Annotated in this window: 23 protein-coding genes, 2 tRNA genes and 1 riboswitch; of the genes, 16 read left to right on the plus strand and 9 right to left on the minus strand. The window is 60.7% G+C overall.

Features of this window, described 5'->3' with window-relative positions:
* Window positions 1–234: 234 nt before the first annotated feature.
* Together ASF70_RS08155 and ASF70_RS08160 are read left to right on the plus strand one after the other, a co-directional pair.
* Window positions 235–1467, plus strand: a complete 1233-nt coding sequence (locus ASF70_RS08155; protein WP_062578942.1) for a sensor histidine kinase — start codon at window positions 235–237, stop codon at window positions 1465–1467.
* Window positions 1468–1469: 2 nt separating this feature from the next.
* Window positions 1470–2195 carry a response regulator transcription factor gene (locus ASF70_RS08160; protein ID WP_062580135.1) on the plus strand — a complete coding sequence of 242 codons (726 nt, stop codon included), beginning with the start codon at window positions 1470–1472 and terminating at the stop codon, window positions 2193–2195.
* 32 nt (window positions 2196–2227) lie between these two features.
* Here ASF70_RS08160 and ASF70_RS08165 read toward each other — a convergent pair.
* Window positions 2228–2303: transfer RNA gene (locus ASF70_RS08165), tRNA-Thr, on the minus strand.
* 116 nt (window positions 2304–2419) lie between these two features.
* A complete protein-coding gene (locus ASF70_RS08170) occupies window positions 2420–3376 on the minus strand; it encodes a nitronate monooxygenase family protein (RefSeq protein ID WP_062578944.1) in 957 nt (318 codons plus the stop codon).
* A gap of 295 nt (window positions 3377–3671) precedes the next feature.
* Here ASF70_RS08170 and ASF70_RS08175 point away from each other — a divergent pair, with 295 nt between their 5' ends.
* A complete protein-coding gene (locus ASF70_RS08175) occupies window positions 3672–4943 on the plus strand; it encodes a hypothetical protein (protein WP_156461797.1) in 1272 nt (423 codons plus the stop codon).
* Window positions 4944–4993: 50 nt separating this feature from the next.
* Here the strand turns inward: ASF70_RS08175 and ppk2 are convergent, their stop codons facing one another.
* On the minus strand, window positions 4994–5872 hold the full coding sequence (ppk2, locus tag ASF70_RS08180) for a polyphosphate kinase 2 (protein WP_062453936.1): 879 nt from the start codon (window positions 5870–5872) through the stop codon (window positions 4994–4996).
* A 148-nt stretch (window positions 5873–6020) separates the two neighbouring features.
* On the opposite strand from ppk2, the gene phoR reads away from it, so the two are divergent.
* From phoR to phoB, 7 genes are all read left to right on the plus strand, one after another.
* On the plus strand, window positions 6021–7286 hold the full coding sequence (gene phoR, locus ASF70_RS08185; RefSeq protein WP_244473991.1) for a phosphate regulon sensor histidine kinase PhoR: 1266 nt from the start codon (window positions 6021–6023) through the stop codon (window positions 7284–7286).
* Between the two features lie 195 nt (window positions 7287–7481).
* Window positions 7482–8516 carry a substrate-binding domain-containing protein gene (locus ASF70_RS08190; protein ID WP_062453935.1) on the plus strand — a complete coding sequence of 345 codons (1035 nt, stop codon included), beginning with the start codon at window positions 7482–7484 and terminating at the stop codon, window positions 8514–8516.
* 187 nt (window positions 8517–8703) lie between these two features.
* On the plus strand, window positions 8704–10188 hold the full coding sequence (pstC, locus tag ASF70_RS08195) for a phosphate ABC transporter permease subunit PstC (protein WP_062578948.1): 1485 nt from the start codon (window positions 8704–8706) through the stop codon (window positions 10186–10188).
* Window positions 10185–11501, plus strand: coding sequence for a phosphate ABC transporter permease PstA (gene pstA / locus ASF70_RS08200; protein ID WP_062453933.1), 1317 nt, complete (start codon window positions 10185–10187; stop codon window positions 11499–11501). Before pstC ends, pstA begins: the two co-directional genes overlap by 4 nt.
* Before the next feature lie 15 nt (window positions 11502–11516).
* A complete protein-coding gene (gene pstB / locus ASF70_RS08205) occupies window positions 11517–12332 on the plus strand; it encodes a phosphate ABC transporter ATP-binding protein PstB (RefSeq protein WP_062453932.1) in 816 nt (271 codons plus the stop codon).
* A 51-nt stretch (window positions 12333–12383) separates the two neighbouring features.
* Window positions 12384–13097 carry a phosphate signaling complex protein PhoU gene (gene phoU, locus ASF70_RS08210; protein WP_062453931.1) on the plus strand — a complete coding sequence of 238 codons (714 nt, stop codon included), beginning with the start codon at window positions 12384–12386 and terminating at the stop codon, window positions 13095–13097.
* Between the two features lie 125 nt (window positions 13098–13222).
* Entirely contained in the window at window positions 13223–13906 is a 684-nt protein-coding gene (gene phoB, locus ASF70_RS08215) for a phosphate regulon transcriptional regulator PhoB (protein WP_062453930.1), read from the plus strand.
* On the opposite strand, the gene ASF70_RS08220 is transcribed toward phoB, so the two are convergent.
* Entirely contained in the window at window positions 13888–14802 is a 915-nt protein-coding gene (locus ASF70_RS08220; protein ID WP_062578950.1) for an EamA family transporter, read from the minus strand. The genes phoB and ASF70_RS08220 overlap by 19 nt on opposite strands.
* A gap of 124 nt (window positions 14803–14926) precedes the next feature.
* Here ASF70_RS08220 and ASF70_RS08225 point away from each other — a divergent pair, with 124 nt between their 5' ends.
* Entirely contained in the window at window positions 14927–15715 is a 789-nt protein-coding gene (locus ASF70_RS08225; protein ID WP_082471823.1) for a helix-turn-helix transcriptional regulator, read from the plus strand.
* On the opposite strand, the gene ASF70_RS08230 is transcribed toward ASF70_RS08225, so the two are convergent.
* On the minus strand, window positions 15654–16088 hold the full coding sequence (locus ASF70_RS08230; protein WP_062453928.1) for a PACE efflux transporter: 435 nt from the start codon (window positions 16086–16088) through the stop codon (window positions 15654–15656). The genes ASF70_RS08225 and ASF70_RS08230 overlap by 62 nt on opposite strands.
* Window positions 16089–16284: 196 nt before the next feature.
* Window positions 16285–16824: a GcrA family cell cycle regulator gene (locus ASF70_RS08235; RefSeq protein ID WP_062453927.1), complete on the minus strand. Its 540-nt coding sequence runs from the start codon at window positions 16822–16824 to the stop codon at window positions 16285–16287.
* Window positions 16825–17275: 451 nt separating this feature from the next.
* On the opposite strand from ASF70_RS08235, the gene ASF70_RS08240 reads away from it, so the two are divergent.
* The 3 genes from ASF70_RS08240 to ASF70_RS08250 all read left to right on the plus strand — a co-directional run bounded on the left by ASF70_RS08240 (window position 17276) and on the right by ASF70_RS08250 (window position 20628).
* Window positions 17276–18472 (plus strand): aspartate aminotransferase family protein, encoded by a 1197-nt coding sequence (locus ASF70_RS08240; protein ID WP_062578952.1) that lies wholly within the window; start codon window positions 17276–17278, stop codon window positions 18470–18472.
* Window positions 18473–18521: 49 nt separating this feature from the next.
* Entirely contained in the window at window positions 18522–19439 is a 918-nt protein-coding gene (argF, locus tag ASF70_RS08245; protein ID WP_062453925.1) for an ornithine carbamoyltransferase, read from the plus strand.
* Between the two features lie 199 nt (window positions 19440–19638).
* Window positions 19639–20628, plus strand: a complete 990-nt coding sequence (locus ASF70_RS08250) for an Hsp33 family molecular chaperone (RefSeq protein ID WP_062578954.1) — start codon at window positions 19639–19641, stop codon at window positions 20626–20628.
* A 13-nt stretch (window positions 20629–20641) separates the two neighbouring features.
* Here ASF70_RS08250 and apaG read toward each other — a convergent pair whose 3' ends face one another.
* The gene (gene apaG / locus ASF70_RS08255; protein ID WP_062453923.1) at window positions 20642–21034 is read right to left on the minus strand and encodes a Co2+/Mg2+ efflux protein ApaG; all 393 of its coding nucleotides are present in this window, start codon (window positions 21032–21034) and stop codon (window positions 20642–20644) included.
* 166 nt (window positions 21035–21200) lie between these two features.
* Complete coding sequence (locus ASF70_RS08260; protein WP_062578956.1) at window positions 21201–22391, minus strand: O-succinylhomoserine sulfhydrylase; 1191 nt, start codon at window positions 22389–22391, stop codon at window positions 21201–21203.
* A gap of 46 nt (window positions 22392–22437) precedes the next feature.
* A riboswitch (SAM riboswitch) is annotated at window positions 22438–22516 on the minus strand.
* 73 nt (window positions 22517–22589) lie between these two features.
* Between ASF70_RS08260 and ASF70_RS08265 the strand changes: the two genes are divergently transcribed.
* Together ASF70_RS08265 and ASF70_RS08270 are read left to right on the plus strand one after the other, a co-directional pair.
* The gene (locus tag ASF70_RS08265; protein WP_062453921.1) at window positions 22590–23684 is read left to right on the plus strand and encodes a 2'-deoxycytidine 5'-triphosphate deaminase; all 1095 of its coding nucleotides are present in this window, start codon (window positions 22590–22592) and stop codon (window positions 23682–23684) included.
* 70 nt (window positions 23685–23754) lie between these two features.
* Window positions 23755–23828, plus strand: a tRNA-Gly gene (locus ASF70_RS08270).
* 200 nt (window positions 23829–24028) lie between these two features.
* Here the strand turns inward: ASF70_RS08270 and ASF70_RS08275 are convergent.
* Window positions 24029–25381 carry a hypothetical protein gene (locus ASF70_RS08275; protein ID WP_062578958.1) on the minus strand — a complete coding sequence of 451 codons (1353 nt, stop codon included), beginning with the start codon at window positions 25379–25381 and terminating at the stop codon, window positions 24029–24031.
* Window positions 25382–25509 lie beyond the last annotated feature (128 nt).

The raw sequence follows: 25509 nt of genomic DNA on the forward strand, positions 1-25509 counted from the left end.
CCTCCCAAAAGCTCCCTCTATATCCCCGGGCCGCTCCTCAACGGGTGTCCGGAGATAATGATTGCCCTGAGCCCCTTTTGCTCAGTAAATCGAGAATGGAGGAGTTTTCTAATGTTGTACAGGCGCATCCAAGCACGCTTTCTGCGGGCTTTCGCGCAAAGTCTGCGGGTTCCCGCAGGACGTGACTGAAAAGCTGGCGCTTAATGTCGCCAAGGCCTGGGAGGAGGCCTGATCATGCTCAATCCGGCGCGCAACTCGCTGTTCGACCGCTATCTCGGCATTTCGAGATTGCTCGCCGGCCAGCTCGATTTCGATGCGATCATCAAGGCCGTGGGCGAGGAGATCAGCCATATCATCCCGCACGACCATCTCGATGTCTGCATCAAGATGCTGGATGGAAAATACCATATTGCCTACGAAAGCGGCCTCGATACCGCCTGGAGCAAGGAGCCGCCCGCACTTCTGACCGGCAGTCCGATCCGCACGCTGCTGGCTGGCGAGGTGGACTATCTTCTCTCGGGCAATGCCCTGACCGATCCGCGCTTCCATTTCGACGGCGCCTTTGCGAGCCCCATCATCGAGCTGTCGCTCAAAAGCCGTCTCCATGTTCCGCTCAAAGCCCAAGGCGACGTGATCGGCGCGCTCAGCTGTTCCAGCCGGCAATACGACTGCTACACGATGGAGGATGTCGAGAACGCCCGCGCGGTGGCCGACCTGCTCGCCCCCTATTTCTTCGCGCTACGGGCTGCCGAACAGGCCAAGCGCTCGGCCGTGATCCAGACCGAAGCCAGCGCCCGCGAGGAGGGCTTGCGGCTGGGCGCCCTCAAACTCACCGAGGCTCTGGAGGCAGAGCGCCAGCGCATCGGCATGGATCTGCATGACCAGACGCTCGCCGACCTCACCCGGCTGACGCGCCGCATGGAGAAGCTGACCGGGGTTGCGAGCGTGCCGGGCGATGCGCTGGAGCCGCTCTGCCGCGCCATGCAGCAATGCATGCACGATCTCCGCGAGATCATCGAGGAAGCCAAGCCCACCGTGCTGCAACTGTTCGGCGTCGCCGAGGCGATCGAGAACCATCTGGAGCGGTCGGTGCGCGAAAGCGGCCAGACGATCGCCTGGGAGATGACCGACGAGACCGGCGGCACGCTTCGCGATCTCGATCCGACGGTCGCAATCGCCCTGTTCCGGATCGTCCAGGAAGCGGTCAACAACGCTATCCGCCATGGCCAGGCAGACCGGATCGACGTGGCGCTGACGCAGGCGGGCAGGGCCCTTTCGATCGAGGTCAAGGACGACGGCAGCGGCATCGGCGCGCCTGAAAACCGCGCCGGTCACGGCATCGACAACATGAAGACCCGCGCGCGGCTGATCTCCGCAAGGTTCGAGATCACCAGCGCCAAAGATCGCGGCACGCTCGTGCGGCTGACCCTTCCGATACAGCCGAAAAACGGGGCAGAGATAGGATGATGATGGATGTCCTGATCATCGAGGACGACGCGCTTCACCGCTCCTATCTCCACGAGGCGGTGCGCGCGGCCCTTCCCGAGTGCCGCAGCGTTGTGGAGGCCGAAAACGGCCTCATCGGCGAAGCGCAGGCGCGCTCCTCGCGCATCGAGCATGTGGTGATGGACCTGCAGATGAGCGAGCGCAACGGCATCGAAGCAGCACGCACCATCTGGCGCGAACGTCCCGATACGAAAATACTGTTCTGGTCGAACTATTCCGACGAGGCCTATGTGCGCGGCGTCTCACGCATCGTGCCCGAGGGCGCAACCTACGGCTATGTCCTCAAATCCGCATCCGAAGACCGGTTGAAGCTGGCGCTGCGCAGCGTCTTCATGGAATCCCAATGCGTCATCGACCGCGAGGTGCGCGGCATCCAGCAGAAAAGCCTCGGCAATTCGCTCGGCCTCAGCGACGTCGAATACGAAATCCTCATCGACGTCGCGCTCGGCCTCACCGACAAGGCGATCGCTCACCGCAAGCACCTGTCGCTCCGCAGCGTCCAGAACCGTCTGCAGCAGCTCTACGAAAAACTCGATGTCTACGAATCATGCGGCCGCAACCACGAAGGCAGCGAAGGCTGGTTCAACCTCCGCATGCGCGCCGTCGCGGTCGCCCTCCAGCGCAAGGTCCTCAACACCAGCGCACTTGAACGCGCCGAACGCGATTTGCAGGCATCGGGGCGGATGTGAGGGGGTGGTGAGATGAGAGGTATTGGGAAAAATGGTGCCGCTTAGAGGACTCGAACCTCTGACCCCATCATTACGAATGATGTGCTCTACCACCTGAGCTAAAGCGGCCTACGCAGGGCAAGGTGTTGCCTTCTGCGAGTGAAGGCGCTGATACAGGCAATGGGGCGTGATTTCAAGCCGGTTTTCGATCGGCATGAAATTTTATGCATGCGGTCCATGGGCTGTCAAAGAGCAAGACGGCTGCGGGCCTCGCCATATTCGCGCTCTAGCCGGCCGACCAGATCTGCGACTGATGTCACGGATTTGACGGCTCCGACGCCCTGGCCGGCACCCCAGATGTCTTTCCAGGCCTTGGGTCCGCTCACTGCCGCGTCGAAATCCATCTTGGTCGGATCGGCGCTTGGAAGCGCATCCGGATCCAGCCCCATCGCCGTCACCGAGCCCTTCAGGTAGTTGCCGTGGATGCCGGTAAAATAGTTGGAATAGACGATATCGGAAGCGGAGGATTCAACGATCATCTGCTTGTAGCCGTCGACGGCGCGTGCCTCGTACGTGGCGATAAAGGGTGAGCCGATATAGGCCATGTCGGCACCCATCGCCTGCGCCGCCAAGATGCCGCCGCCGGTGGCGATCGAGCCGGCGAGCAGCAGCGGACCGTCGAACCACTCGCGGATCTCCTGGACAAGCGCGAAGGGCGACAGCGTCCCCGCATGCCCGCCGGCGCCGGTTGCGACAGCAATCAGCCCATCGGCACCCTTGCGGATCGCGGACTTCGCATGCCGGTTGTTGATGACGTCATGCAGCACGATGCCGCCATAGGAATGAACAGCGGCATTCACTTCCGGCACCGCGCCGAGCGAGGAGATGACGATCGGCACCTTGTATTTCACGCACATCGTCAGATCGTGTTCCAGCCGCCTGTTGGACGTATGAACGATCTGGTTGACGGCGAACGGTGCGGCGGGCCTGTCGGGATTGGCCGCATTATAGGTGGCAAGATCCTCGGTCATCATGGCAAGCCATTCGTCCAGCTGGCTTTCCGGTCGAGCATTGAGGGCAGGGAAGGCGCCGATAACGCCGGCCTTGCACTGCGCCAAGGTCAGTGCCGGATGCGAGATGATGAACAGCGGCGACGCCACGACGGGAATTCGCAGTCCTTGTCTCAGCACGTCCGGAAGCATCGGCAATCTCCTTTTGGTTTACGTTTACGCACACGTAAGATCGGTTTTAGCAGATGCATCCGGCTCGGGAAAGATGGCTCCGTCTGGCGAAGGTATGCGTGCCATGCGCACTGGCGGGTCGATAAGCGGCTGTTTCCGCGGCATTCTCAAGCCTAACCATATCTTCTCCCCAATCTTGGCGAAGGAAGGCCATTGACCACCGGCTTGCAGTTCGGCGACGGAGAGGTTACCGAAAATTAACGCCGTCTTTTCAGCAAGGCCGGCAGTCGGGTATGCACAATCGGAAGGATCCGCAGTGAGCGGTTTGGAAACAGCCATCAGGAATGCCCTTGATCGTTCCGATCGGACCGATGGCGACACGCGGGCACGGATTTATCAGTCGGCGCGACAGGCGCTGGAAGCAGGTCTGCAGCGCCAGGGCGTGACCGACAAGCTGATTGTCATGCAGCAGCAAAAGCGGCTGGAAGAAAAGATCCGCGAGATCGAGACGGAGGAAGTGGACCGGCTGGCCGGTCCCGCTATCGAGCCTGACGAGATCACTCATCCTGTCATCGACCCGGTCGTCGCACCTGCCGCCACGGCCAGAGCCGCAGCTCCAGATGTCGCAGCCCCGATCGTTGCGGATGAAAGGGTAGCCGTCCCCGATCCGGATACCGGTCTCGGCGGCGCAACACGCGCGCCATCCCCGGCAAATGACCAGAGGCAGCCCAACGATGTCCAGTCGGCCGGGGATCTCGGAAGTCTCGGCGCCGCGCGACCGGATTTCCGTCCGGCTTCATCCGAAGTGCCGCAGATGGATGGACTGACCTCGGTCGAGCCGGACCGCGTGCAACGTGGCCAACCGCCTGTTGCCAAGCCCGAGCGCGGCAGGAAGCGGCGCGGATCGCGCGACGCCGAGACGAACCCTGCAGCCAAGCCGCGCAAGAGCCGTCGTCAGCGGCTGATCTCCTGGCTGCTGAAATGGATCATCTCGCTTGCAGTCGTCGGCGTCGCCTGCTGGTATTTCTATAATTCGGGTCTGGTTCAGTCGGTGATGGACGAGGCCCTGCAGGCCGCCAACCGGGCGTCGCAATCGCAGGCCGGTCCCAATGCGCGCTTTGATCCTCGCGGCGGCTTTTCCGATGAATGGGCGCAGGTCTTCGAACCGAAGCAGATCGATACGCTGCAGGTCGGTCGCGAGGCAAAGGCAGAGGCTGCAACCGGTTCGGAAGGTCCAGCCGTTCGGCTCCTGTCGGCAACCCCGCAAACCGGCGGTGATATCGCCGTCACGGTTCCGGCGGATGTATTGCAGCGCCTGGCAGGCGGGCCGGCCACCATCGCAGTCACCGTCCAGGCTGGCGGCAACCAAGGTGTCCAGATGTCGATACGCTGCGATTTCGGCAGCCTTGGGGGCTGCGCAAGACATCGGTTCACAGCAACCCAGGAGCGACTGGAAGCCCTGTTCAAGGTCAGCTTCGACCGGGCGATCGCGCCAAACGCGCCGGGCCGCATCCTGATCAATACCGGCCTCGACGGTTCCGACAGACCGGTCCTGCTCTACTCCGTCCGCATTTTGCCCGCAGGCTGAACCCTGAACGCCGGACGACAACGTCGTCCGGCTCGCTCACCTGTCTGTCTCTATTTCAGGAACTTGCTGCCAAATCCGAGGATCTTGTCGTCGATCTCACCGATCGCGTCCCTGTCTTTCCCTTCGTAATCGAGGGATCCAAGGATGTGGCGGATGACGTTCAGATGCGCACGCCGCTTGTCGTTTGCCAGCACCACCGTCCATGGCGCAAGCTTGCTGTGTGTTCGCTCCAGCATCTGGTCGCGCTTTGCGGTGTAGTCAGGCCATTTGTTCAGTGCCGCGATGTCCATCGGCGAAAGCTTCCAGATCTTCAACGGATCGTGGCGCCGGTCGTGAAACCGCTTCAGCTGCATTTCCTGGCCGATATCCAGCCAGAACTTGAACAGATGGATATCGTCGTCGACGATCATCTCCTCGAACTGCGGCACGTCCTTCATAAAGGCTTCGTATTGGCCCGGCTTGCAGAATCCCATGACAGGCTCGACCACGGCGCGATTGTACCAAGAGCGGTCGAACAGCACGATCTCGCCCGACGTCGGGAAGTGCGACACGTAACGCTGGAAATACCATTGGCCCGCCTCGGTGGGCGAAGGCTTGCTCAACGCCACCACGCGTGCAGATCGCGGATTGATATAGGAGCGGATGGACATGATCGTACCGCCCTTGCCGGCAGCATCCCGGCCTTCGAACAGCGCAATCATCCGCTTGCCGGTATCCTGCAGCCAGTACTGCACCTTCACGAGCTCGATCTGCAGCTTCTCCAGCTGCTTGGCGTATTTCTCCTTGTCCAACTTGTGGTCATAGGGAAAGCCGCCGGATTCCAGCGCGTGATCATGCACCCAGCCGGGCAGTTTCGGATCGTCAATGTCGAAATGCCTCAGCTTGCCATCGATTTCCAGTTCCGCTGACCGGCTGCTTGTCTCTGCCATGATTGCTGTCCTTTTTCCTTCGGCGGCCGAAACGGCTGCGACTGCTTCAACGGTTTGCAGGGCTTGAGGTTTCCCTCAGGACCGATGCATATCTGTCATGCAAGCGTTATATGACCGCAAGTTCGACCAAACAAAAAGGGGTTCGCGCGTGGAAGCGTTGCCGAAGGAAGAGCGCGGGTTTGCGCAAGAGCTGGCACTTCGCTTCCGGCGCGAGTGGCTGCTGCTTCTGCTGCTCTCGACGATCGCGGTGATCGCTTTTGTTGCCGGCGCGAACGATCTTCTGGTCTTCGCGCTCTGGCTTCCCCTCGTCGTCGCCGTACTGTCCCGGCCCTTGCCGGAGATACCTGTCGTACCGGTTGAAATGCCTGTTCCGGAGCCACCCGTCTTCGACCCGCTGCCGCTGATCTCGGCAACTCTCGGCACGCTGGACATGCCGGTCGTGGTGCTGGGTGGAGACATCACCGTTCTCTACCGCAACAAGGCGGCGGAGCGGGCCTTTGGCGATTTGCCGATCGGCACCCATCTGACGGCGCGGCTGCGGTCGCCCGGTATTCTCGACATGCTGCGCGAAACCATCGCGACCGGACAACCCAACCAGATCGAACATTCCGAGCGACTTCCGTCCGAACGGGTCTTCATCCTGCGCGTGGCGCCGATCGATATCGCCGACCTGGCACCTGGCATGGGAAACTATTACCTCTTGTCGTTCCGCGATGTCTCCGAACTGCGAAGCATCGACCGGATGCGATCCGATTTCGTCGCCAATGCAAGCCATGAGCTGAGAACGCCGCTTGCCTCGCTCAGAGGCTTCATCGAGACAATCCAGGGCCCGGCTCGCGGCGATCCGAAGGCGCAGGAACGCTTTCTCGGCATCATGCTCGACCAGGCGACCAGGATGAGCCGACTGGTGGACGACCTTCTCTCGCTGTCGCGGCTGGAACTGAAGTCGCATATTGCTCCGGACCAGACCGTGGACCTGAAGCCGCTGATCATCCATGTCAGCGACGCGCTCTTGCCTTTGGCTGAGGAACTGGGCGTCGAAATCCGCCTGCATCTTCCCGAAGGCAGGGTCGATGTGCTGGGCGATCGAGACGAACTGATCGAAGTGATCGAGAACCTCATCGAGAATGCCTGCAAGTATGGCCAGGAGGGCAAGTTCGTCGATGTCTTCCTGAAAGGCGGCGGCAGGCTGCCGGTCGAAGTCAATGTCATCGACAAGGGTCCGGGCATTCCCGCTGAGCACGTTCCCCGCCTGACCGAGCGTTTCTACCGCGTCAGCGTCGCCGACAGCCGCTCCAAGAAGGGCACCGGATTGGGGCTTGCCATCGTCAAGCACATCCTCACCAGGCACCGCGCCCGCCTGCTTGTGAAGTCGGAACTCGGCAAGGGGACGGAGTTTACCGTCCGTTTCTGACATAAAACCAACCCAGTTTTCCCGGTCTCTTCCAGAACGTCAATATTTTCAACAGCTTGAATTGTCACAAATGTTTCACCGAAGTGACATAAAAGCTAAGGCCAAGGGCGGCTATGACCAGCGGGCCGAGAGCCGGCAAATGTCTAAGAGGCCGGCATGACAAGATTTCTGGAAACCCATACCGGGAGAACTTCGATGAACATGTTCAAACTTTCCGCAGCAGCCCTCGTGGCCTCTGTTGCCTTTGCCGGCGTTGCATCCGCACGCGACCAGGTTCAGGTTGCCGGCTCCTCCACCGTTCTTCCCTATGCGAAGATCGTTGCCGAGACCTTTGCCGAGACCAACCCGAACTTCAAGGCACCGGTTGTTGAGTCCGGCGGCACGGGCGGCGGTCTGAAGGCATTCTGCTCCGGCGTCGGCGAAGGCACGATCGACGTTGCCAATGCTTCGCGCAAGATCAACAAGAGCGAAGCCGAAGCCTGCAAGGCTGCCGGCGTCACGGACGTTCAGGAAATCCGCATCGGTTACGACGGCATCGTATTCGCTGCCGACTCGTCGAACGGCGACATGAAGATCACCCCGAAGGATCTCTACAAGGCATTGGCTGCTGAAGTCGTCGTTGACGGCAAGCTCGTTGCCAACCCTTACAAGAACTGGTCGGAAGTCAATGCGACCCTGCCGAAGGGCCCGATCGCAGCTTACATCCCAGGCTCCAAGCACGGCACCCGCGAAGTCTTCGAAGAGAAGATCATGGCTGAAGGCTGCAAGGAAGCCGGCGCGACTGACGTCATCAAGGCTGCCATCACCGATGCCAAGCAGGCTGCTGCCAAGTGCGTTGCAGTTCGCAAGGACGGCGCAGCTGTCGACATCGACGGCGATTACACCGAAACGCTGGCCCGCATCTCGGCCAACAAGACCGGCCTCGGCGTTTTCGGCCTGGCCTTCTATGAAAACAACATGGACAAGCTGAAGGTCGCGACCGTTTCGGATGTCGTTGCTTCCACCGAAACCATTGCTTCGGGCAAGTACCCGGTGTCGCGCCCTCTGTTCTTCTACGTCAAGAAGGCTCACCTCGGCGTTATCCCAGGCCTCAAGGAATATGTTGAGTTCTTCATCTCCGACGAAATGATCGGCCCTGACAGCCCGCTCGCCGAATACGGCCTGGTTGCTGCTCCGGACGATCAGCGCGAACAGGTCCGCAAGGACTTCGAAGCCGGCAAGACCATGTAATCAAAATTCCGGCGCCGCTTCTTGCGGCGCCGGTCTTCTTTCGTGCCAGGCGGCGACTTGTCCGTCGCGCGACAGAAGCAAAGCCTGGCGTCAGTCGCTGCGTTTTGGATGGCGAAACATATTGATTCCGATGGTGGGATTTGTGCGGTAATGGGTGCCGTCGATGGCGGTAGGCCGGGGGATTTTAATGAGCACACCATTGATTTTATTGATTCTGGCGATAATTGCGATCGCTTGTTACGTTGTCGGAACCAGGCACGCCCTGGCAATCGCCGGCGGCCGTTCCTCAAAGCTTCATTCACGTCCGGGCTACTACGGCACCTTCGTCGCACTCTGCGCCGTTCTGCCGTCGGTTCTCATCCTGGCCGCGTGGCTGGTCGTCAGCCCCCTCTATATCAACTCCACTGTCCTCGATGGCTTTCCTGAAGACGTAAAGGCGCGTTCGCCGGCCGAACAGGGTCTCTCCTTCGGCATGGTAAGCTCGCTTGCGCGCGGCATGAACGTACTGAGCCTGGACGAGATCGAGCTCATCGGCGGAAATCCCGTCGAACTGCGCGCAGCGCTTGGCGCTAAGGGCGTCCCGCTTGCCGGCGACCCCGAACCATACATGGTCGAGTCCGCTGGCGATCTCAACGTAATGACCAAGATCAGCAACTGGGTTATGACCGCGGTAGTCCTTCTGGCAGCCCTGATCGGCGCCGGCTTTTCCTACACGCGCATCGCGCCGCGGTTTCGGGCTCGCAACCGTGTCGAGAAGGTGATCCTCGCCAGCCTCGTCGTCGCATCCTCGATCGCGATCCTGACCACGGTCGGCATCGTTGCCTCGATGCTGACGGAAGCAACGCACTTCTTCACCAGCATCCCGCCGTGGGAGTTCTTCTTCGGCACCGTCTGGGATCCGCGCTTTGCGGCCGCCGGCGCCACGGACTCGGCTGGTCAGTTCGGCCTTATCCCGCTGCTTCTCGGCACACTCTATATCGGCTTCGTCGCCATGCTCGTTGCCGTCCCGAGCGGTCTGTTTTCCGCGATCTACATGTCGGAATACGCCTCCCGCGGTGTCCGCTCCGTCGCAAAGCCTCTGCTCGAAGTTCTCGCCGGCATTCCCACCATCGTCTACGGCTTCTTTGCCCTGACGACGGTCGGCCCGTTCCTGCGCGACCTGTCTTCGCAGCTGAACGGCCTTGTCACAGGCGACTACGCCAACTTCATCCAGGCACAGAGCGTTCTCACCGCCGGCTTCGTCATGGGCATCATGCTGATCCCTTACGTCTCGTCGCTGTCGGACGACATCATCACCGCCGTGCCGGGAACGCTTCGTGACGGCTCGCTCGGTCTCGGCGCCACCCAGTCCGAAACCATCAAGAAGGTCGTCCTGCCGGCAGCACTGCCGGGCATCGTCGGCGCACTTCTGATGACCGCCTCGCGCGCCATCGGCGAAACCATGATCGTGGTGCTCGCCGCCGGCGTCGCCGCCCGCATGCAGCTCAACCCGTTCGAGCCGATGACGACGGTGACCGTCAAGATCGTCAGCCAGCTGACGGGCGACCTTGAATTCACCTCGCCGCAGACGCTCGTCGCCTTCGCACTCGGCATCACGCTGTTTGCGATCACGCTTTGCCTCAACATCTACGCGCTCTACATCGTGCGCAAATACCGGGAGCAGTACGAATGACCGACGTGGTTTCCTCCACCGCCGGCGTCTTGGCCAAGCCTGCCCGTCGCGATATCGGTATCAAACGCCGCTACGCCGCCGAGCGCCGCTTCCGCGCCTATGGCATCGCTGCTCTCTCGTTCGGCATCCTGTTCCTGATGCTCCTTCTGTGGTCGGTCGTCTCCAAGGGCTATACCGCCTTTCAGCAGACGATGATCACCATCCCTGTGGAGTTCTCGCAGCAGATCATCGACAAGGATAATGTGCGGGCTACGGATCCGGCCAAGCTGATGACGGCCAACTACCCGATCGTCGCCCGCAATGCGCTGGCGAAGGTTCTGGGCGTCGCCGAAACCGATCGCCAGGGCCTGCGTGCCGTCAACCAGATGATTTCGGACGGCGTTCGTGGCCAGCTGCGCGATATGGTCGTTTCCGATCCTGAGATCATCGGCACGACTCAGACGGTTTCGCTTCTGGCGGCCGGCGATATCGACAGCGCCGTGAAAGGCCAGATCAATCTCGACGTGGCGGAAACCAGCCGCAAGGTGTCCGACCAGCAGGTCGGATGGATGAAGCAGCTGACCGACAGCGGTGCGCTCGCCAAGGAATTCAACACCGGCATTTTCTTCAACGGCGCGTCCAGCCGTCCGGAAGCAGCCGGCGTCGGCGTCGCTCTGATCGGCTCCTTCTACATGATGCTGATCGTGCTCGTCCTGTCGCTGCCGATCGGCGTCGCAGCCTCGATCTATCTTGAAGAGTTTGCCCCGAAGAACCGGTTCACGGACCTGATCGAGGTCAACATCAACAATCTCGCAGCGGTCCCGTCGATCGTCTACGGTCTGTTGGGTCTCGCGGTCTTCATCAACTTCATGGGCCTGCCGCGCTCGGCCTCGCTGGTCGGCGGCCTGGTGCTGACGCTGATGACGCTTCCGACCATTATCATCGCCACCCGCGCGGCACTGAAAGCAGTGCCACCGTCGATCCGTGCTGCAGCGCTCGGGCTCGGTGCCTCGAAGATGCAGACCATCTTCCACCATGTCCTGCCGCTTGCCATGCCCGGTATCCTGACCGGTACGATCATCGGCCTCGCGCACGCCCTTGGCGAAACCGCGCCGCTCCTCTTGATCGGCATGGTCGCCTTCGTGGCGAACTATCCGACCACGCCGATGGATCCGTCGACAGCGCTGCCGGTACAGATCTACATGTGGGCTAACGAGGCGGAACGCGCCTTCGTTGAACGAACCTCGGGAGCGATCATGATCCTGCTCCTGTTCCTGATCTTGATGAATGTTGGCGCAATTCTCTTGCGACGCCGCTTCGAACGGCGTTGGTAGAGGAAGGGGGAAGCAATGAACATGATGTCAGAAGCTGCAGTTGAGAAGGCGCTGGACAAGAAAATGAACGACGTTGCATATAAGATGATCGGCAAGGATGTCTCCGTTTATTACGGTGACAAGCGCGCCCTTTATGACGTGAACCTGAATGTCCGCCAAAATACCGTCACTGCTTTGATCGGTCCGTCTGGCTGCGGCAAGTCCACCTTCCTGCGCACGATGAACCGCATGAACGACACGATCGAGGGTTGCCGCGTCACCGGCAAGATCACGCTCGACGGCGACGATATCTACGACAAGGAAATCGACGTCGTGGAGCTGCGTGCCCGGGTCGGCATGGTGTTCCAAAAGCCGAACCCGTTCCCGAAGTCGATCTACGAGAACATTGCCTACGGTCCCCGCATCCACGGTCTTGCCCGCGGCAAGACGGAAATGGACGCGATCGTCGAGGCAAGCCTGCAGCGCGCCGGCCTCTGGGCAGAAGTCAAGGATCGCCTGCATGAAGGCGGTACCGGCCTTTCCGGCGGTCAGCAGCAGCGCCTTTGCATCGCCCGTGCGATCGCCGTTTCGCCTGAAGTCATTCTGATGGACGAGCCGTGCTCGGCACTCGACCCCATCGCCACGGCCAAGGTCGAGGAACTGATCCACGAACTGCGCGCCAACTACACGATCGTGATCGTCACCCACTCGATGCAGCAGGCGGCCCGCGTTTCGCAGCGCACGGCGATGTTCCATCTCGGCCACCTGGTCGAGGAGAACGATACCGACAAGATGTTCACCAATCCGGATGACCAGCGCACCCAGGATTACATCATGGGCCGCTTCGGCTGATGCGGGCGCAGAGCCCGTCAGCCGCAACTGCAGACATCAAGGATCAGACACATGGTTTCGACCCATATTCTCTCGGCCTATGACGAGGAACTGAAATACCTGAACCGCCGGATCTCCGAAATGGGCGGTCTCGCTGAACAGATGTGCGGAGATGCCGTGCGTGCGCTCGTGAACTCCGACTCCGCACTGGCCCAGAAGGTCATCTCGGACGACGTCATTCTCGACCACGCCGAGCGCGATATCCAGGACAAGGCGATCGTCACCATCGCCAAGCGCCAGCCGATGGCGGCTGACCTTCGCGAGATCATCGGCACGCTGCGCATTGCAGCTGACCTGGAACGCGTCGGCGACCTTGGCAAGAACACCGCCAAGCGCGTGCTCGCCGTGCAGGGAACAGGCGTCCCGCGCAAGCTCGCCCGTGGTCTGGAGCATCTTTCCGAACTGGCGCTGGTGCAGCTCAAGGACGTTCTTGATGTCTTCGCTAACCGCTCTGCGGAAAAAGCCGAGATCATCCGCCAGCGCGACGAAGAAATCGACGCGATGTACACCTCGCTGTTCCGCGAACTCCTCACCTACATGATGGAGGATCCGCGCAACATCACCACGTGCACCCATCTCCTGTTCTGCGCCAAGAACATCGAGCGCATCGGCGACCACGCGACGAATATCGCCGAGACCATCTACTACATCGCGACCGGCGCACAGCCGGAGGGCGAACGTCCGAAGGACGATACGTCCAACATGCTCGGCTCCGCCGGGACATGATGCAGCTCTCCCGAAATCGCCTGCCGGTTTCGCGACAATAACTGCCAAAACCAATGACCTGAAGCAGCGCGAGCGGATCTGGCGGATCTAAGTGCGGTTCGGGACGAGTGACGGAGCAAGTCGGAATGCAGCCGAAGATCGCAGTCGTGGAAGACGAAGAGGCCCTCAGCGTCCTCCTTCGGTATAACCTGGAGGCCGAGGGATACGAGGTCGATACCGTGCTTCGCGGTGACGAAGCGGAAATCAGGCTTCAGGAGCGCGTTCCGGATCTTCTCATTCTCGACTGGATGCTGCCGGGCGTTTCGGGCATCGAACTGTGCCGTCGCCTGCGCATGCGGCCGGAGACGGAACGCCTGCCGATCATCATGCTGACGGCGCGCGGCGAAGAAAGCGAGCGCGTTCGCGGGCTTGCCACCGGCGCAGACGACTATGTGGTCAAGCCTTTCTCGACGCCGGAACTGATGGCCCGCGTCAAGGCGATGCTGCGCCGTGCCCGACCGGAGGTCCTTTCGAGCGTCCTCAAATGCGGCGATATCGAACTCGATCGCGAAACCCATCGCGTTCACCGCAAGAGCCGCGAAGTTCGCCTCGGGCCGACAGAGTTTAGACTTCTGGAATTCCTGATGGCGTCGCCCAGCCGCGTCTTTTCGCGCTCGCAGTTGCTCGACGGCGTCTGGGGCCATGACATCTATGTCGACGAGCGTACCGTCGACGTGCATGTAGGGCGCCTCCGGAAGGCGCTCAACTTTTCCAACATGCAGGATGTCATCCGCACGGTCCGCGGTGCCGGCTACTCGATGGAAGCCTGAGCACCGCGTCTCCTAGCCGGCAGCGTCATGGCAATGACACCGGCCACGACGCAGGCGAGGCCGAGCCAGGCTGTCGAGGCAAGCGTTTCGCCGAGAAACACGACGCCGATGCCAACGCCGATCGGCACCCGCAGATAGGCCTGCGCCGTCGTGCCGACGGAGCCCAGCGTCTGCACCAGCCGGAAATAGATGACGAAGGCGAGCGGCGTCGAAAATACCGCCAGCGCCAATAGGGCGAGCATGGAATCGGTGCTGGGAGTCAGCGTCCAGGGCCGGTCGACCACGAGGCTCACGGGAATGAGGATGGCAGCGCCTGCAGTCAGCGATCCCGCGGCGGGCATCATCGGGTCCAATCCCTTAAAATTCTTGCCGAAGATGGCAGCCGCCGCATAGCAGATCGTCGCCGCCACGATGGCCAGTTGCGCCCAGAGGTTCTCGCCCGAGCCGGCAAGCGCCTCCATGCCGACGATCAGGCATATGCCGACAATGCCTGCCGCAACTCCGAACAGCTTGGTCCCAGAGACGCTCTCATGGCGGGTGATCAGCGCCGTCAACAGAAAGGCGAAGATCGGCGTCGTTGAACTCAAGATGGTGGCAAGGCCCGCATCGGTCGTCTGTTCGGCCCAGGCAATCAGGGTGAAGGGGACAGCGCTGTTGAGGCAGGCCTGAACCGTGAAGAGCGTCCAGGTCTGCCGGTCCGTCGGCAGCTTCAATCCGCGAAGGCGCAGTGCCGCAACGAGAATGAGCCCGGCGACCAGCGTCCTGACGGCGATAAAGGTGACGGGCGAGATCGTCTCCACACCGACCTTGATCAGCGTGTAGGACGCGCCCCAAAGCGTCGCGAGCGTGAGGAGCAGCAACAGATCCGTTGCCATGCTTGTTTTGGTGTCCGCCATTCCAGTTCCTATCCCCATCCATGCAATCTCCGCCCCTCTTAGCGGAACCAGGAAAAGAAATGCTTCGGCGACGGCCGAACCGTTGACCGCTGACGGCAAAGTTTTCCGGTGCTAGAACTGGATCATGTCCAATATGGTTTCAGGAAATACGATTGCGGAAGTTGCAAGCCTGATCGGCGATGCTGCACGCGCCAACATGCTGTCCGCGCTGATGGGCGGCCAGGCCCTGACGGCGGGCGAACTGGCACGCCACGCCGGTGTCACCGCGCAGACCACCAGCGGCCATCTCGGCAAACTGGCGCAGGCGCATCTGATCGCAGTCGAGAAGCAGGGCAGGCACCGCTACTACCGGCTTGCCTCTCCGGAAGTCGCGCACGTGATCCACGCGTTGATGGCAGTCGCCGCGGATGGGCCGAAGCGCCATCATCCTGTCGGCCCGAAAGACGAGGCGTTACGGCTTGCCCGCACCTGTTACGATCACATGGCAGGCCGTCTCGCCATCGCGCTCGCCGACTCCCTGACCGGCAACGGCTATCTGCTGCTCGGCGATGGAGCCGGCCTGATCACCGATGAAGGCCGGCGTTTCTTTTGTGATTTCGGGATCGATCTCGACCAGCTGACCCGTTCGAAACGCCCGCTCTGCCGGACATGCCTGGATTGGAGCGAGCGACGGCCGCATCTGGCGGGACAAATGGGTGCGGCGCTGCTGGACCGCGCACTCGCCGTCGGCTGGATCGGTCGCCGGGAGGAAACCCGGGCCGTGCGTATCACGCGCGCCGGAGAGATCGGGTTTGCCGAGACATTCAGTGTTCCATCGGACTGGCGTATCGCACCGTCCGAAACTCTGATGGTCAGGCGGCTTCCTGGGTCTTCCATTCCGGCAGCGGGAACAGCTTGTCGTAGCCAAGATTGAAGAGATAGGCATAGACCACGTAGAACAGCGCGATCGCGATATCCATTGTCAGCGCATGGAGAAGGGTAATCTGCAGATACCACGCGATAAACGGCATCAGCACGACCAGCAGACCGATTTCGAACAGCACCGCATGAGCAATGCGCAAGGCAGGCGTCTTTAGCGTCGTACCCCGTCGCGCCTGCAGAAAGCGGTCGAAACCCAGATTGTAGAGGTAGTTCCAGCCGGTCGCGACCGTCGCAGACACGACGCCGACAATGCCCATATGTTCGGCCGGCATGTCGAAGACGAAAGCGCCGAGCGGCACCATCATCAGAAGCCCGATGATTTCAAAGCTGATGGCGTGGCGAATACGGTCTCTTATCGAGCGCATGATCTTCCCCTTTAGGTGAGGTTCATGCCGGGTCGTCCCGGCGTTATGCCCATTCAGGGGGAGGTCGTCCTCTCTCGAGGCCGAAATAGGAGCCCAGGGAGTGCGAGGCAAGTTTTTTCAGCGCAAGTCAGCCATGCCGAAAACGCAAAAGGCGGGCCAGAGCCCGCCTTCGATTTTGTTTCCGTAGCCGCCTGGCTTAGGACGCGCGAGCAGCCGGACGACGGCGCTCATGCACGGGCTGGTAGGCAAGCTTCGCGTGATATTTGCAATAGGGCGACGCATCCTGCGCATCGCAACCGCAGAAATGGAAGTCGTCCGTCAGCGGATCGCCAACCGGCCACTTGCATGTGCGCTCGGTGAGATCCGTCAGCGACAGACGGCGCGAGATCGGCACGACGACGCTGCCGGAAGCGGTGTATTTCACCGGTTCGGCGACGTTGACGTCCTGATCTTCCTTGAGTGCGTTTGCACCCACCGTCCGTGCTGCGGGACGGGCTGTGTCGCGTCCGGCAAAGCTCGGCGCGCGCGGAGCTGCGGGCGCTGGGCGCTTAGATGCCGGGCGATTGGCCGACGCCGAACCGCCTGCTTTGGCGCGACCCGGAAGGTTGAGACGGTGCACTTTGCCGATCACGGCATTGCGGCTTACGCCTCCAAGTTGGGCTGCAATCTGGCTGGCGCTGAGACCTTCCGACCATAGTTTTTTAAGTCGCTCGACGCGCTCATCAGTCCAGTTCATGCCGTTCTCCGCCTTTGAACGTTGCTGGCAGACAGAATCCGTTCACCTCTGCGGCGAAATAAATCCGCCGCACCCACGCAATCTATGCTTCGAGGTGACTAGTTCCGCCGCATGCGTTCTAGTAATTGAGGATTAACCTAGTGTGTGGCTGACTCCGTGGCAAGAGTCGCTCGAATCGCCGCGAATCGATTTCGCGGTTTTCCCCAACTTGCTGCCCTCAAGAGTCATTTTTGTCACAGACCGAAATGCCGCAATACAGCATCAGGTTGCATCGCGGCATATGCCCCGAAAGCCCTATAAAACACCAAGTTTTGTTGACATGGAGGCACTTAGCCATGATAGTGCCCGCGCCGCCCGGTGGGCGGCATTTTTGATTTTTCAGGCCGCATTCCCGGTCTCCGGAGAGGTCTGGAGAGGGGGGTCGGAACCTACCCAGAGGAGTGATGTCGCCATGGCTGAAGCCGCACTTTACGACACGTTTGCCCGGGCACCTTTGCGCTTTGATCGAGGCGAGGGCGTATGGCTTGTGACGGAAGGTGGCGAGCGATATCTGGATTTCGGGGCAGGCGTTGCCGTCACCTCCTGCGGTCATTCCAATCCGCATCTGGTAAACGCGCTGAAGTCGCAGGCCGAGAAGGTCTGGCACCTTTCCAACCTCTACGAGATCCCGGAGCAGGAGCGTCTGGCCCGCCGTCTGGTGGATGCCACGTTCGCCGACAAGGTGTTCTTTACCAATTCCGGCGCCGAAGCGCTTGAGACCGCCATCAAGACGGCGCGTCGCTATCATTTCTCCAAGGGCCATCCGGAGAAATTCCACATCATCACCTTCGAGGGTGCTTTCCACGGCCGGACCATCGCGACGATCGCCGCCGGTGGTCAGGAAAAATACATGGAAGGCTTCGGCCCGAAGGCGCCAGGGTTCGATCAGGTCCCATTCGGTGATCTCGATGCCCTCAACGCTGCGATAAACGAAAACACCGGCGCGCTGCTGATCGAGCCGATCCAGGGCGAGGGCGGCGTGCGCGTCGTGGACAAGGAATTCCTGCGCGAGCTGCGTCGCATCTGCGACGACCGGGGTCTGCTGCTGATCCTCGACGAAGTGCAGAGCGGGGTTGGCCGCACCGGCCGGTTCTTCGCCCACGAACTGACAGGCATCACGCCTGATATCATGGCTGTTGCCAAGGGCATCGGCGGCGGCTTCCCGTTCGGCGCCTGCCTTGCGACCGCAGAGGCTGCTTCCGGCATGAAGCCCGGCATTCACGGCACGACCTATGGCGGCAATCCGCTCGGCATGGCCTGCGGCAACGCGGTGCTCGACGTCGTGCTGGCCGATGGCTTCCTTGAAAATGTCCGCGATGTCGCGCTCGTGTTCCGCCAGGGACTGGCAAGCCTGAAGGACCGTTTCCCTGACGTGATCGAAGATATCAGAGGCGAAGGCCTGATGCTCGGCATCAAGGCAAGGGTGCCTGCTGGCGATCTGGTCGTTGCAATGCGCGATGAGAAAATGCTGTCAGTACCTGCTGGCGATAACGTCGTGCGCCTTCTGCCGCCGTTGACGATCACGGCCGAGGAAGCCCGCGAGGGGCTCGCACGGATCGAACGGGCAGCCGAAAAGCTGACCAAGGCAGAACTTAAGAAAACAGCCTGAGCGCGATGAGGGGTGCCGGTGACGGTTCCCCTCGATAGGGGACGATAGCATGGCATCACCAAAGCATTTCCTGGATCTTTCGGCGGTTTCGCCGGAGGACCTCCGCACCATTCTTGACGACGCCAAGAGCCGCAAGCAGGCCTTCAAGGCCGGCAAGGGCGATCAGCCACTCGCCGGCAAGATGCTGGCGATGATCTTCGAAAAGCCGTCCACCCGCACCCGCGTCTCCTTCGATGTCGGCATGCGCCAGCTCGGCGGCGAGACGCTCTTCCTGTCCGGCACGGAAATGCAGCTCGGCCGCGCCGAGACGATCGGCGATACGGCACGTGTCCTGTCGCGCTATGTCGATGCGATCATGATCCGCACCACCGATCACAACCGCATGCGGGAAATGGCCGAGCACGCCACCGTGCCTGTTATCAACGCGCTGACCGACGATACCCATCCCTGCCAGATCATGGCCGACCTGATGACCTTCGAGGAGCATCGCGGTCCTGTCAAAGGCAAGACCATCGCCTGGACGGGTGACGGCAACAACGTGCTGCACTCGCTCGTCGAAGGCTCGGCGCGGTTCGGCTACAAGATGAACATGGCCGTGCCGATGGGCTCCGAGCCGCATGACAAGTTCCTGAACTGGGCGCGCAACAATGGCGGCGAGATCATGCTCTGCCACGACGCCGAACGGGCGGTCACCGGCGCTGATGTCGTCGTCACCGATACGTGGGTGTCGATGAACCAGGAGCACAAGGCGCGCGGCCACAACATCTTCCAGCCCTATCAGGTCAACAAGGCGCTGATGGATCAGGCAAACAAGGACGCGCTCTTCATGCACTGCCTGCCGGCCCATCGCGGCGAGGAAGTCACCGACGAGGTCATCGACGGACCGCAGTCAGTAGTGTTCGACGAGGCGGAAAACCGCCTTCATGCGCAGAAGTCGATCCTAGCCTGGTGCTTCGGCATCGTCTGAGGATCGAAAGCGCTTCCGACTTGAATTCGATGAGAGCCGCCACCATCTGACGGCTTTCAAAGCGCGCCGCCGAACGAGTGCGGCGCTTCAACACGATATCGTCAACGTTCTCAAATCCCCGGCCGGCGGTTCCGCTGCGGCTGGCGCTTGTGTAAAAGCGTTCGAGGAACTGAGAGCGCCGGCGCGAAGGAGTTAACTCATGGCGGAAGCGACTGTTGAACTGAACGAACTCGATTTTGCCGGCGACGACCGCGTCGTGCCCTTCCAGGTGGATGGCCTCGATGTGCGCGGCCGTGCAGTCCAGCTCGGGCCACTCCTCAACGCGATCCTCGCACGGCACGATTATCCGGCACCAGTCGCGCGGCTGCTGGCGGAAGCCGTCGTGCTCACTGCACTGCTGGGCACTTCGCTGAAATTCGAAGGCAAGTTCACCATGCAGACCAAGGGCGACGGCCCGGTCGACCTGCTTGTTGCCGATTTCTCCACGCCGGATGCACTGCGCGCCTATGCCCGCTACGACGAGGATGCGCTGGCCGAAGCCGTCGAGAACGGCAAGATCTCGCCTGCCGAACTGCTCGGCCATGGTTTTCTTGCGCTGACCATCGATCAGGGCCGCGGCATGCAGCCCTATCAGGGCATCGTACCGATGGACGGCTCGTCGCTCGAGGAAATGGCCGGCGTCTATTTCCGCCAGTCCGAACAGATCCCGACCCGGGTTCGCCTTGCCGTCGCCGAACTCATCGACCGCGACGAGGACGGCAACCCGCGCCACAACTGGCGCGCCGGCGGACTTGTCGCCCAGTTCCTTCCGCAGGCGCCTGAGCGCATGCGCCAGCCCGACCTGCACGGCGGCGACGGTGACGAACGCGATGCCGTCGAAGTCGAGGACGATGCCTGGTTAGAGGCGAGCACGCTGGTCGGCACCATCGATACGGACGAGCTGACCGATCCGCAGGTGGCGATCGAACGGCTGCTGTTCCGGCTGTTCCACGAGCGCGGCGTGCGGGTCTATGATCCGCAGACGGTGTTCGACCGCTGCAGCTGCTCGCGCGACAAGATCAAGGGCGTTCTGGACGGGTTCTCTGCGGAAGAAATCCACGCGAGTGTGGAAGATGGAGAAATCGCGGTAACCTGCGAGTTCTGCTCGACCACCTACAAGTTCGTGACGGAGGAATTCGAAAGCGCCTGATCCGCTTTGCGGGTCAGTTCAGAACGCGCACGACGCCTGGTGAATCCAGCGAGAAGGCGGGAATGTCGACTTTGAAAGTCTCGCCTTCGTCCGTCTTCATATCGTAGGTGCCGAACATGACGCCTGATGGCGTGTCGAGCGGGCATCCGGACGAATATTCATAGCTGTCGCCCGGCTCCAGTCGCGGCTGGTCGCCAACGACGCCTGGTCCGTCGACCTCGTCGACGATCCCGTTTTCGTCCGTGATGTTCCAGTAGCGATGCACGAGCGTGACGCTGATCGAGGACTTGTTCTCGATCACGATCCGGTATCCCCAGACATAACGACTGTCCTCGGGGCTCGACTGCTCCTCGAGATAATAGGGCTCGACGGCGACGTCTATGTCTCTGGTGCGGGCGCGGTACATTGGCACCTCAAGATTGCTCATCGTGCCGATATCGTACAGTGGGGGAGAAAGGTCAAGAATTCTCGCGGCTTGCATCTGAGGCAATGTCGCGTTCTTGATGATAGGGATAACTGATATGGTAAACCCGGAGCGTTCCGGGTCTACCCATCGTTCGGCGTAAAGCCGATCAGATCTGCTTCAGCGCCTGCGCGAAATCTTCCAGCAGGTCGTCCGCATCCTCGATGCCGGCCGAAAAGCGCACGGTGCCGGGCGAAATTCCCAGTTCCGTACGGGCCTCGTCGCTGAGGTTCTTGTGCGTCGTCGTTGCCGGATGCGTGATGATGGAGCGGGTGTCGCCGAGATTGTTGGAGATGGTGACCACCTCCATGGCATTCTGCAGCTTGAAGGCCGCTTCCTTGCCGCCCTTCAGCTCGAAGCAGACCAGCGTCGATCCGCCCGTCATCTGCTTGGCGATGATATCGGCCTGCGGATGGTCTTTGCGACCGGGATAGATCACTTTCGCGACCTTGGACTGCTCGGCCAGGAAATCGGCGATCTTTGCCGCATTGGACGTCTGCTGGGCAACACGGATCGGCAGCGTTTCCAGCCCCTTGATCAGTGTCCATGCCGTGAACGGCGACATTGCCGGACCGGTATGGCGATAATAGTCCTGCAGGTGCTCCAGAACCCATTCGCGGTCCGAAAGGATGACGCCGGCAAGGCTCCGGCCCTGGCCGTCGATATGCTTGGTGGCGGAATAGACGACCACATGGGCGCCGAGTTCCAGCGGCCGCTGGAAGAGCGGCGTTGCGAACACGTTGTCGACCACCAGACGGGCGCCGACCTGATTGGCAAGCTTGGCAACGCCGGCAATGTCGATCACTTCCAGCGTCGGGTTTGTCGGGCTTTCCAGGAAAAACACCTTGGTGTTGGGCTTGATCGCCGCTTCCCAGTTGGCAAGGTCGCGACCGTCGACCAGCGTGCATTCGATGCCGTAGCGCGGGGCGAGCGTTTCGACAACCCAGCGGCAGGAACCGAACAGGGCCCGCGCGGCAACGATATGGTCGCCGGCGCGAAGCTGGCACATGAGCGCTGCCGTGATGGCGGCCATGCCGGAGGCGGTGGCGCGGGCTTCTTCTGCACCTTCCAGCGCACACATGCGCTTTTCGAACATGTCGTTGGTGGGGCTGCCGTAGCGGGCATAGATATAGCCGTCGGCCTCGCCCTTGAAACGGGCCTCGGCGGCTTCTGAACTGTCGTAGGCGAAGCCCTGCGTCAGGTAGATGGCTTCCGACATCTCGCCATATTGCGAGCGCAGCGTGCCGCCATGGACGAGCGTGGTGGCAGGGCGCCAGTTCTTGTTCGGGGATTTGCTCATGTGTTCATCACCTTCGTGATACAAAAAAACCGGCCGCAATCGCAGACCGGTTTTCAACCCGGTCTTTTTAGCCACTTGTTTAACGTGGCTGCAAGCCGACCGGCCAAATCACCACGGGATAAAGCTGCCTTACGCCTCGCTTCCGCTTGCGTCAATGGTCCGCATTTGGTTTTGTCGGCCCCAAAATCTGAAAGAGACATGATGGCTCGCGAAACGGGAATTCTGGCGGACCGCGCAATTGCGGCGCTCTTCGAACAAGGACGGCTGAAGTCCGAGAGGGCGCTTGATCAGGACCAGATCCAGCCGGCGAGCCTTGATCTGCGCTTGGGGCAGAAGGCGTTTCGCGTGCGCGCCTCGTTCATGCCGGGGCCGATGAGCCTCGTGTCCGACAAGCTCGAGCGCCTCAGCCTGCACGTCATCGATCTCTCCGAAAGCGCCGTCCTCGAAACCGGCTGCGTCTATATCGTGCCGCTGATGGAAAGCCTCGATCTGCCGGCCGAGATGTCGGCTTCGGCCAATCCGAAAAGCTCCACCGGCCGCCTCGATATCTTTACCCGCGTCATCACCGATCGCGCCCAGGAGTTCGACAAGATCCCTTCAGGCTATCGCGGTCCGCTCTATCTCGAAATTTCCCCGCGCACATTTCCGATCGTCGTGCGCCAGGGCTCGCGCCTGTCGCAGATCCGCTTCCGCGTCGGCAACGCCCTTCTGCAGGAGCCGGAGCTGTTGGCGCTGCATGGAGCCGAAACGCTGGTCGCCGCCGCGCAGCCGAACATTTCCGGCGGCGGCATAGCGCTATCGATCGACCTTGCCGGCGACAACGATGGCCTGATCGGCTACCGCGGCAAGCACCACACGGCCGTCGTCGATGTCGACAAGAAGGCCCAGCATGATCTGTTCGATTTCTGGGAGCCGATCCACAGCCGCGGCCGCAACGAACTGATTCTGGATCCGGATGAATTCTACATCCTCGTCTCGCGCGAGGCCGTCCATGTGCCACCGCTCTACGCGGCCGAAATGACACCGTTCGACCCGCTGGTCGGCGAATTCCGCGTCCATTACGCCGGCTTCTTCGACCCCGGCTTCGGCCACGAGGCCGCCGGCGGCCGCGGCAGCCGCGCAGTCCTAGAGGTGCGCAGCCACGAGGTCCCGTTCATCCTCGAAGACGGCCAGATCGTCGGTCGCCTCGTCTACGAACACATGCTGGAAGAACCCCAGGGCCTCTACGGCTCCGGCCTCGGCTCGAACTATCAGGCGCAGGGCCTCAAACTCTCCAAGCATTTCCGCAGCTAGGACATCCCCGGACGCTTCCACCCCGGCGACCTTGACAGACAAGGCCCATTGTTGGAAACCTTCCCCCGACGCGGGTGTAGCTCAATGGTAGAGCAGCAGCTTCCCAAGCTGAATACGAGGGTTCGATTCCCTTCACCCGCTCCAGCGGATTTAATACCTCAAAGGCAATGGCGTTTCACTGTTATCTGCCGTTGCAGTGGCCCGCTTCGCGGTTCGTGCTCCGGCTATCCTCCGCTGCTGCTGACACGTTCATTGTTTGCGATTATGCAATCGACACCTGCCTTAGTCACAAATGGAGGTGAACGCCGAGCATGTCTCGACGTCCACAATTTTGAGTGAGCGCCTCAGATAACGAAGAAATCCGCGTTGGTGATCGCTAGGCCTGCCGCCAGCTTCGCAAATTGGATGCCGGCAAATGCGCCGCCGTTTCCATCCTGATCGTAAAACACCTTGCCGGTATCGGTTTCATAAATGATTCGATCGGAGGCATCCGCTGCCACGCCCGACGCGCTTTTGACAAAGGCAGTAGCGTTCAGAACGCCGGTAGCGTTGAAGGCCGTGAACACTGCATTCTGTAGTTGCATCGTATCAGCGACAACATTGAAGTCGGTGATGGTGTCGACATTAGTCGCCGCGTTAAGGGCAGTATCGAAGATGAATGTGTCGTTGCCTGAACTACCAGTTAGCCTATCCAATCCGCCGTAACCGTTGATGATGTCATTACCAGCACCCCCATTGATACTGTTTGCTGCTGCGTTGCCGTGAAGGGTGTCTTTAAAATTTGAGCCCGTTAGATTTTCAATCGAGCTGTAGGTGTCGCCCTTGGCTTCTCCGGCGTTGATGGACGAAGTGAGTAAACTGGCAACCACGCCTGACGTTGCCGACGAGTAGGAGGCCCGGTCGGTTCCCGCGCCGCCGCTGAGTGTATCGGCGCCTTCACCGCCATTCAGCGTATCATCGCCATCATCTCCAGATAGCTTGTCGTCTCCACCGTAGCCGTTGAGGATATCCTCGTCGGCGCCTCCATTAAGGGTGTCGGCAAGAGCGCTGCCGTAGAGCTTGTCGCTGCCTCCGCCCGCATCGACTGTGCCGGAGAGGGTTCCGAACTTCGTGTCGAAAATGTCGGCTCCGTCATTCAGGGATACCGTGCCTATGATCTTGCCAGTGTTGACAATCTGATCGATCCCCTCTGAACCTAAATAAGCTTGAGAGAGCGATTTGATCGTTCCGCTATTTTGTACGACCAGCGTTTCGTTGCCGGCATGAAAGAGGCCGGTAAATCTCCCATCGATCATGCCGGTATTGATTACGGTCGATTGTGTGGCCGCGTTAGAGGCCGAAATTACCACTCCACGATAGTTGCTCCAAATCGTACCGCTATTCTCTACGGTAGAGTTGTAACCCCTGATCCAGGCGCCATAACCAGTGTCGCTAAATTGGGCCATATAAGCACTGCTTCCGACGATCAGGTGTAGATCATGGTCGACCGTGCCTTCATCGCCGAGTACGACAGTGTCATAGTTACCAATTAATGTGCCTTGTACGTTGACGTCATGATAACTCCCAGTACCCCTGATCGCGGTTCCGTCAGTAGAACCGACAGTAACGCCCGAAGCGATGAAGGCGTCGTCAAGTGTGGTGAGGTCGGCACGAATACCGGCGCCAGCGGAATTAGTTGCGAATATCTGTAAAGCCATTGTTCCAATCCCCCATTAGAATACAACAATACACTTCAACATACATGAAATGACCTCTTTGCTGCATGGGTAAAATATCGTCGGTGTAAAAAATATTTGCGTGCCTCCAGCTGCCCGTCCCAAAAATG

The organism is Rhizobium sp. Leaf321, assembly GCF_001423215.1.
Classification (GTDB): Bacteria; Pseudomonadota; Alphaproteobacteria; order Rhizobiales; family Rhizobiaceae; genus Neorhizobium; species Neorhizobium soli.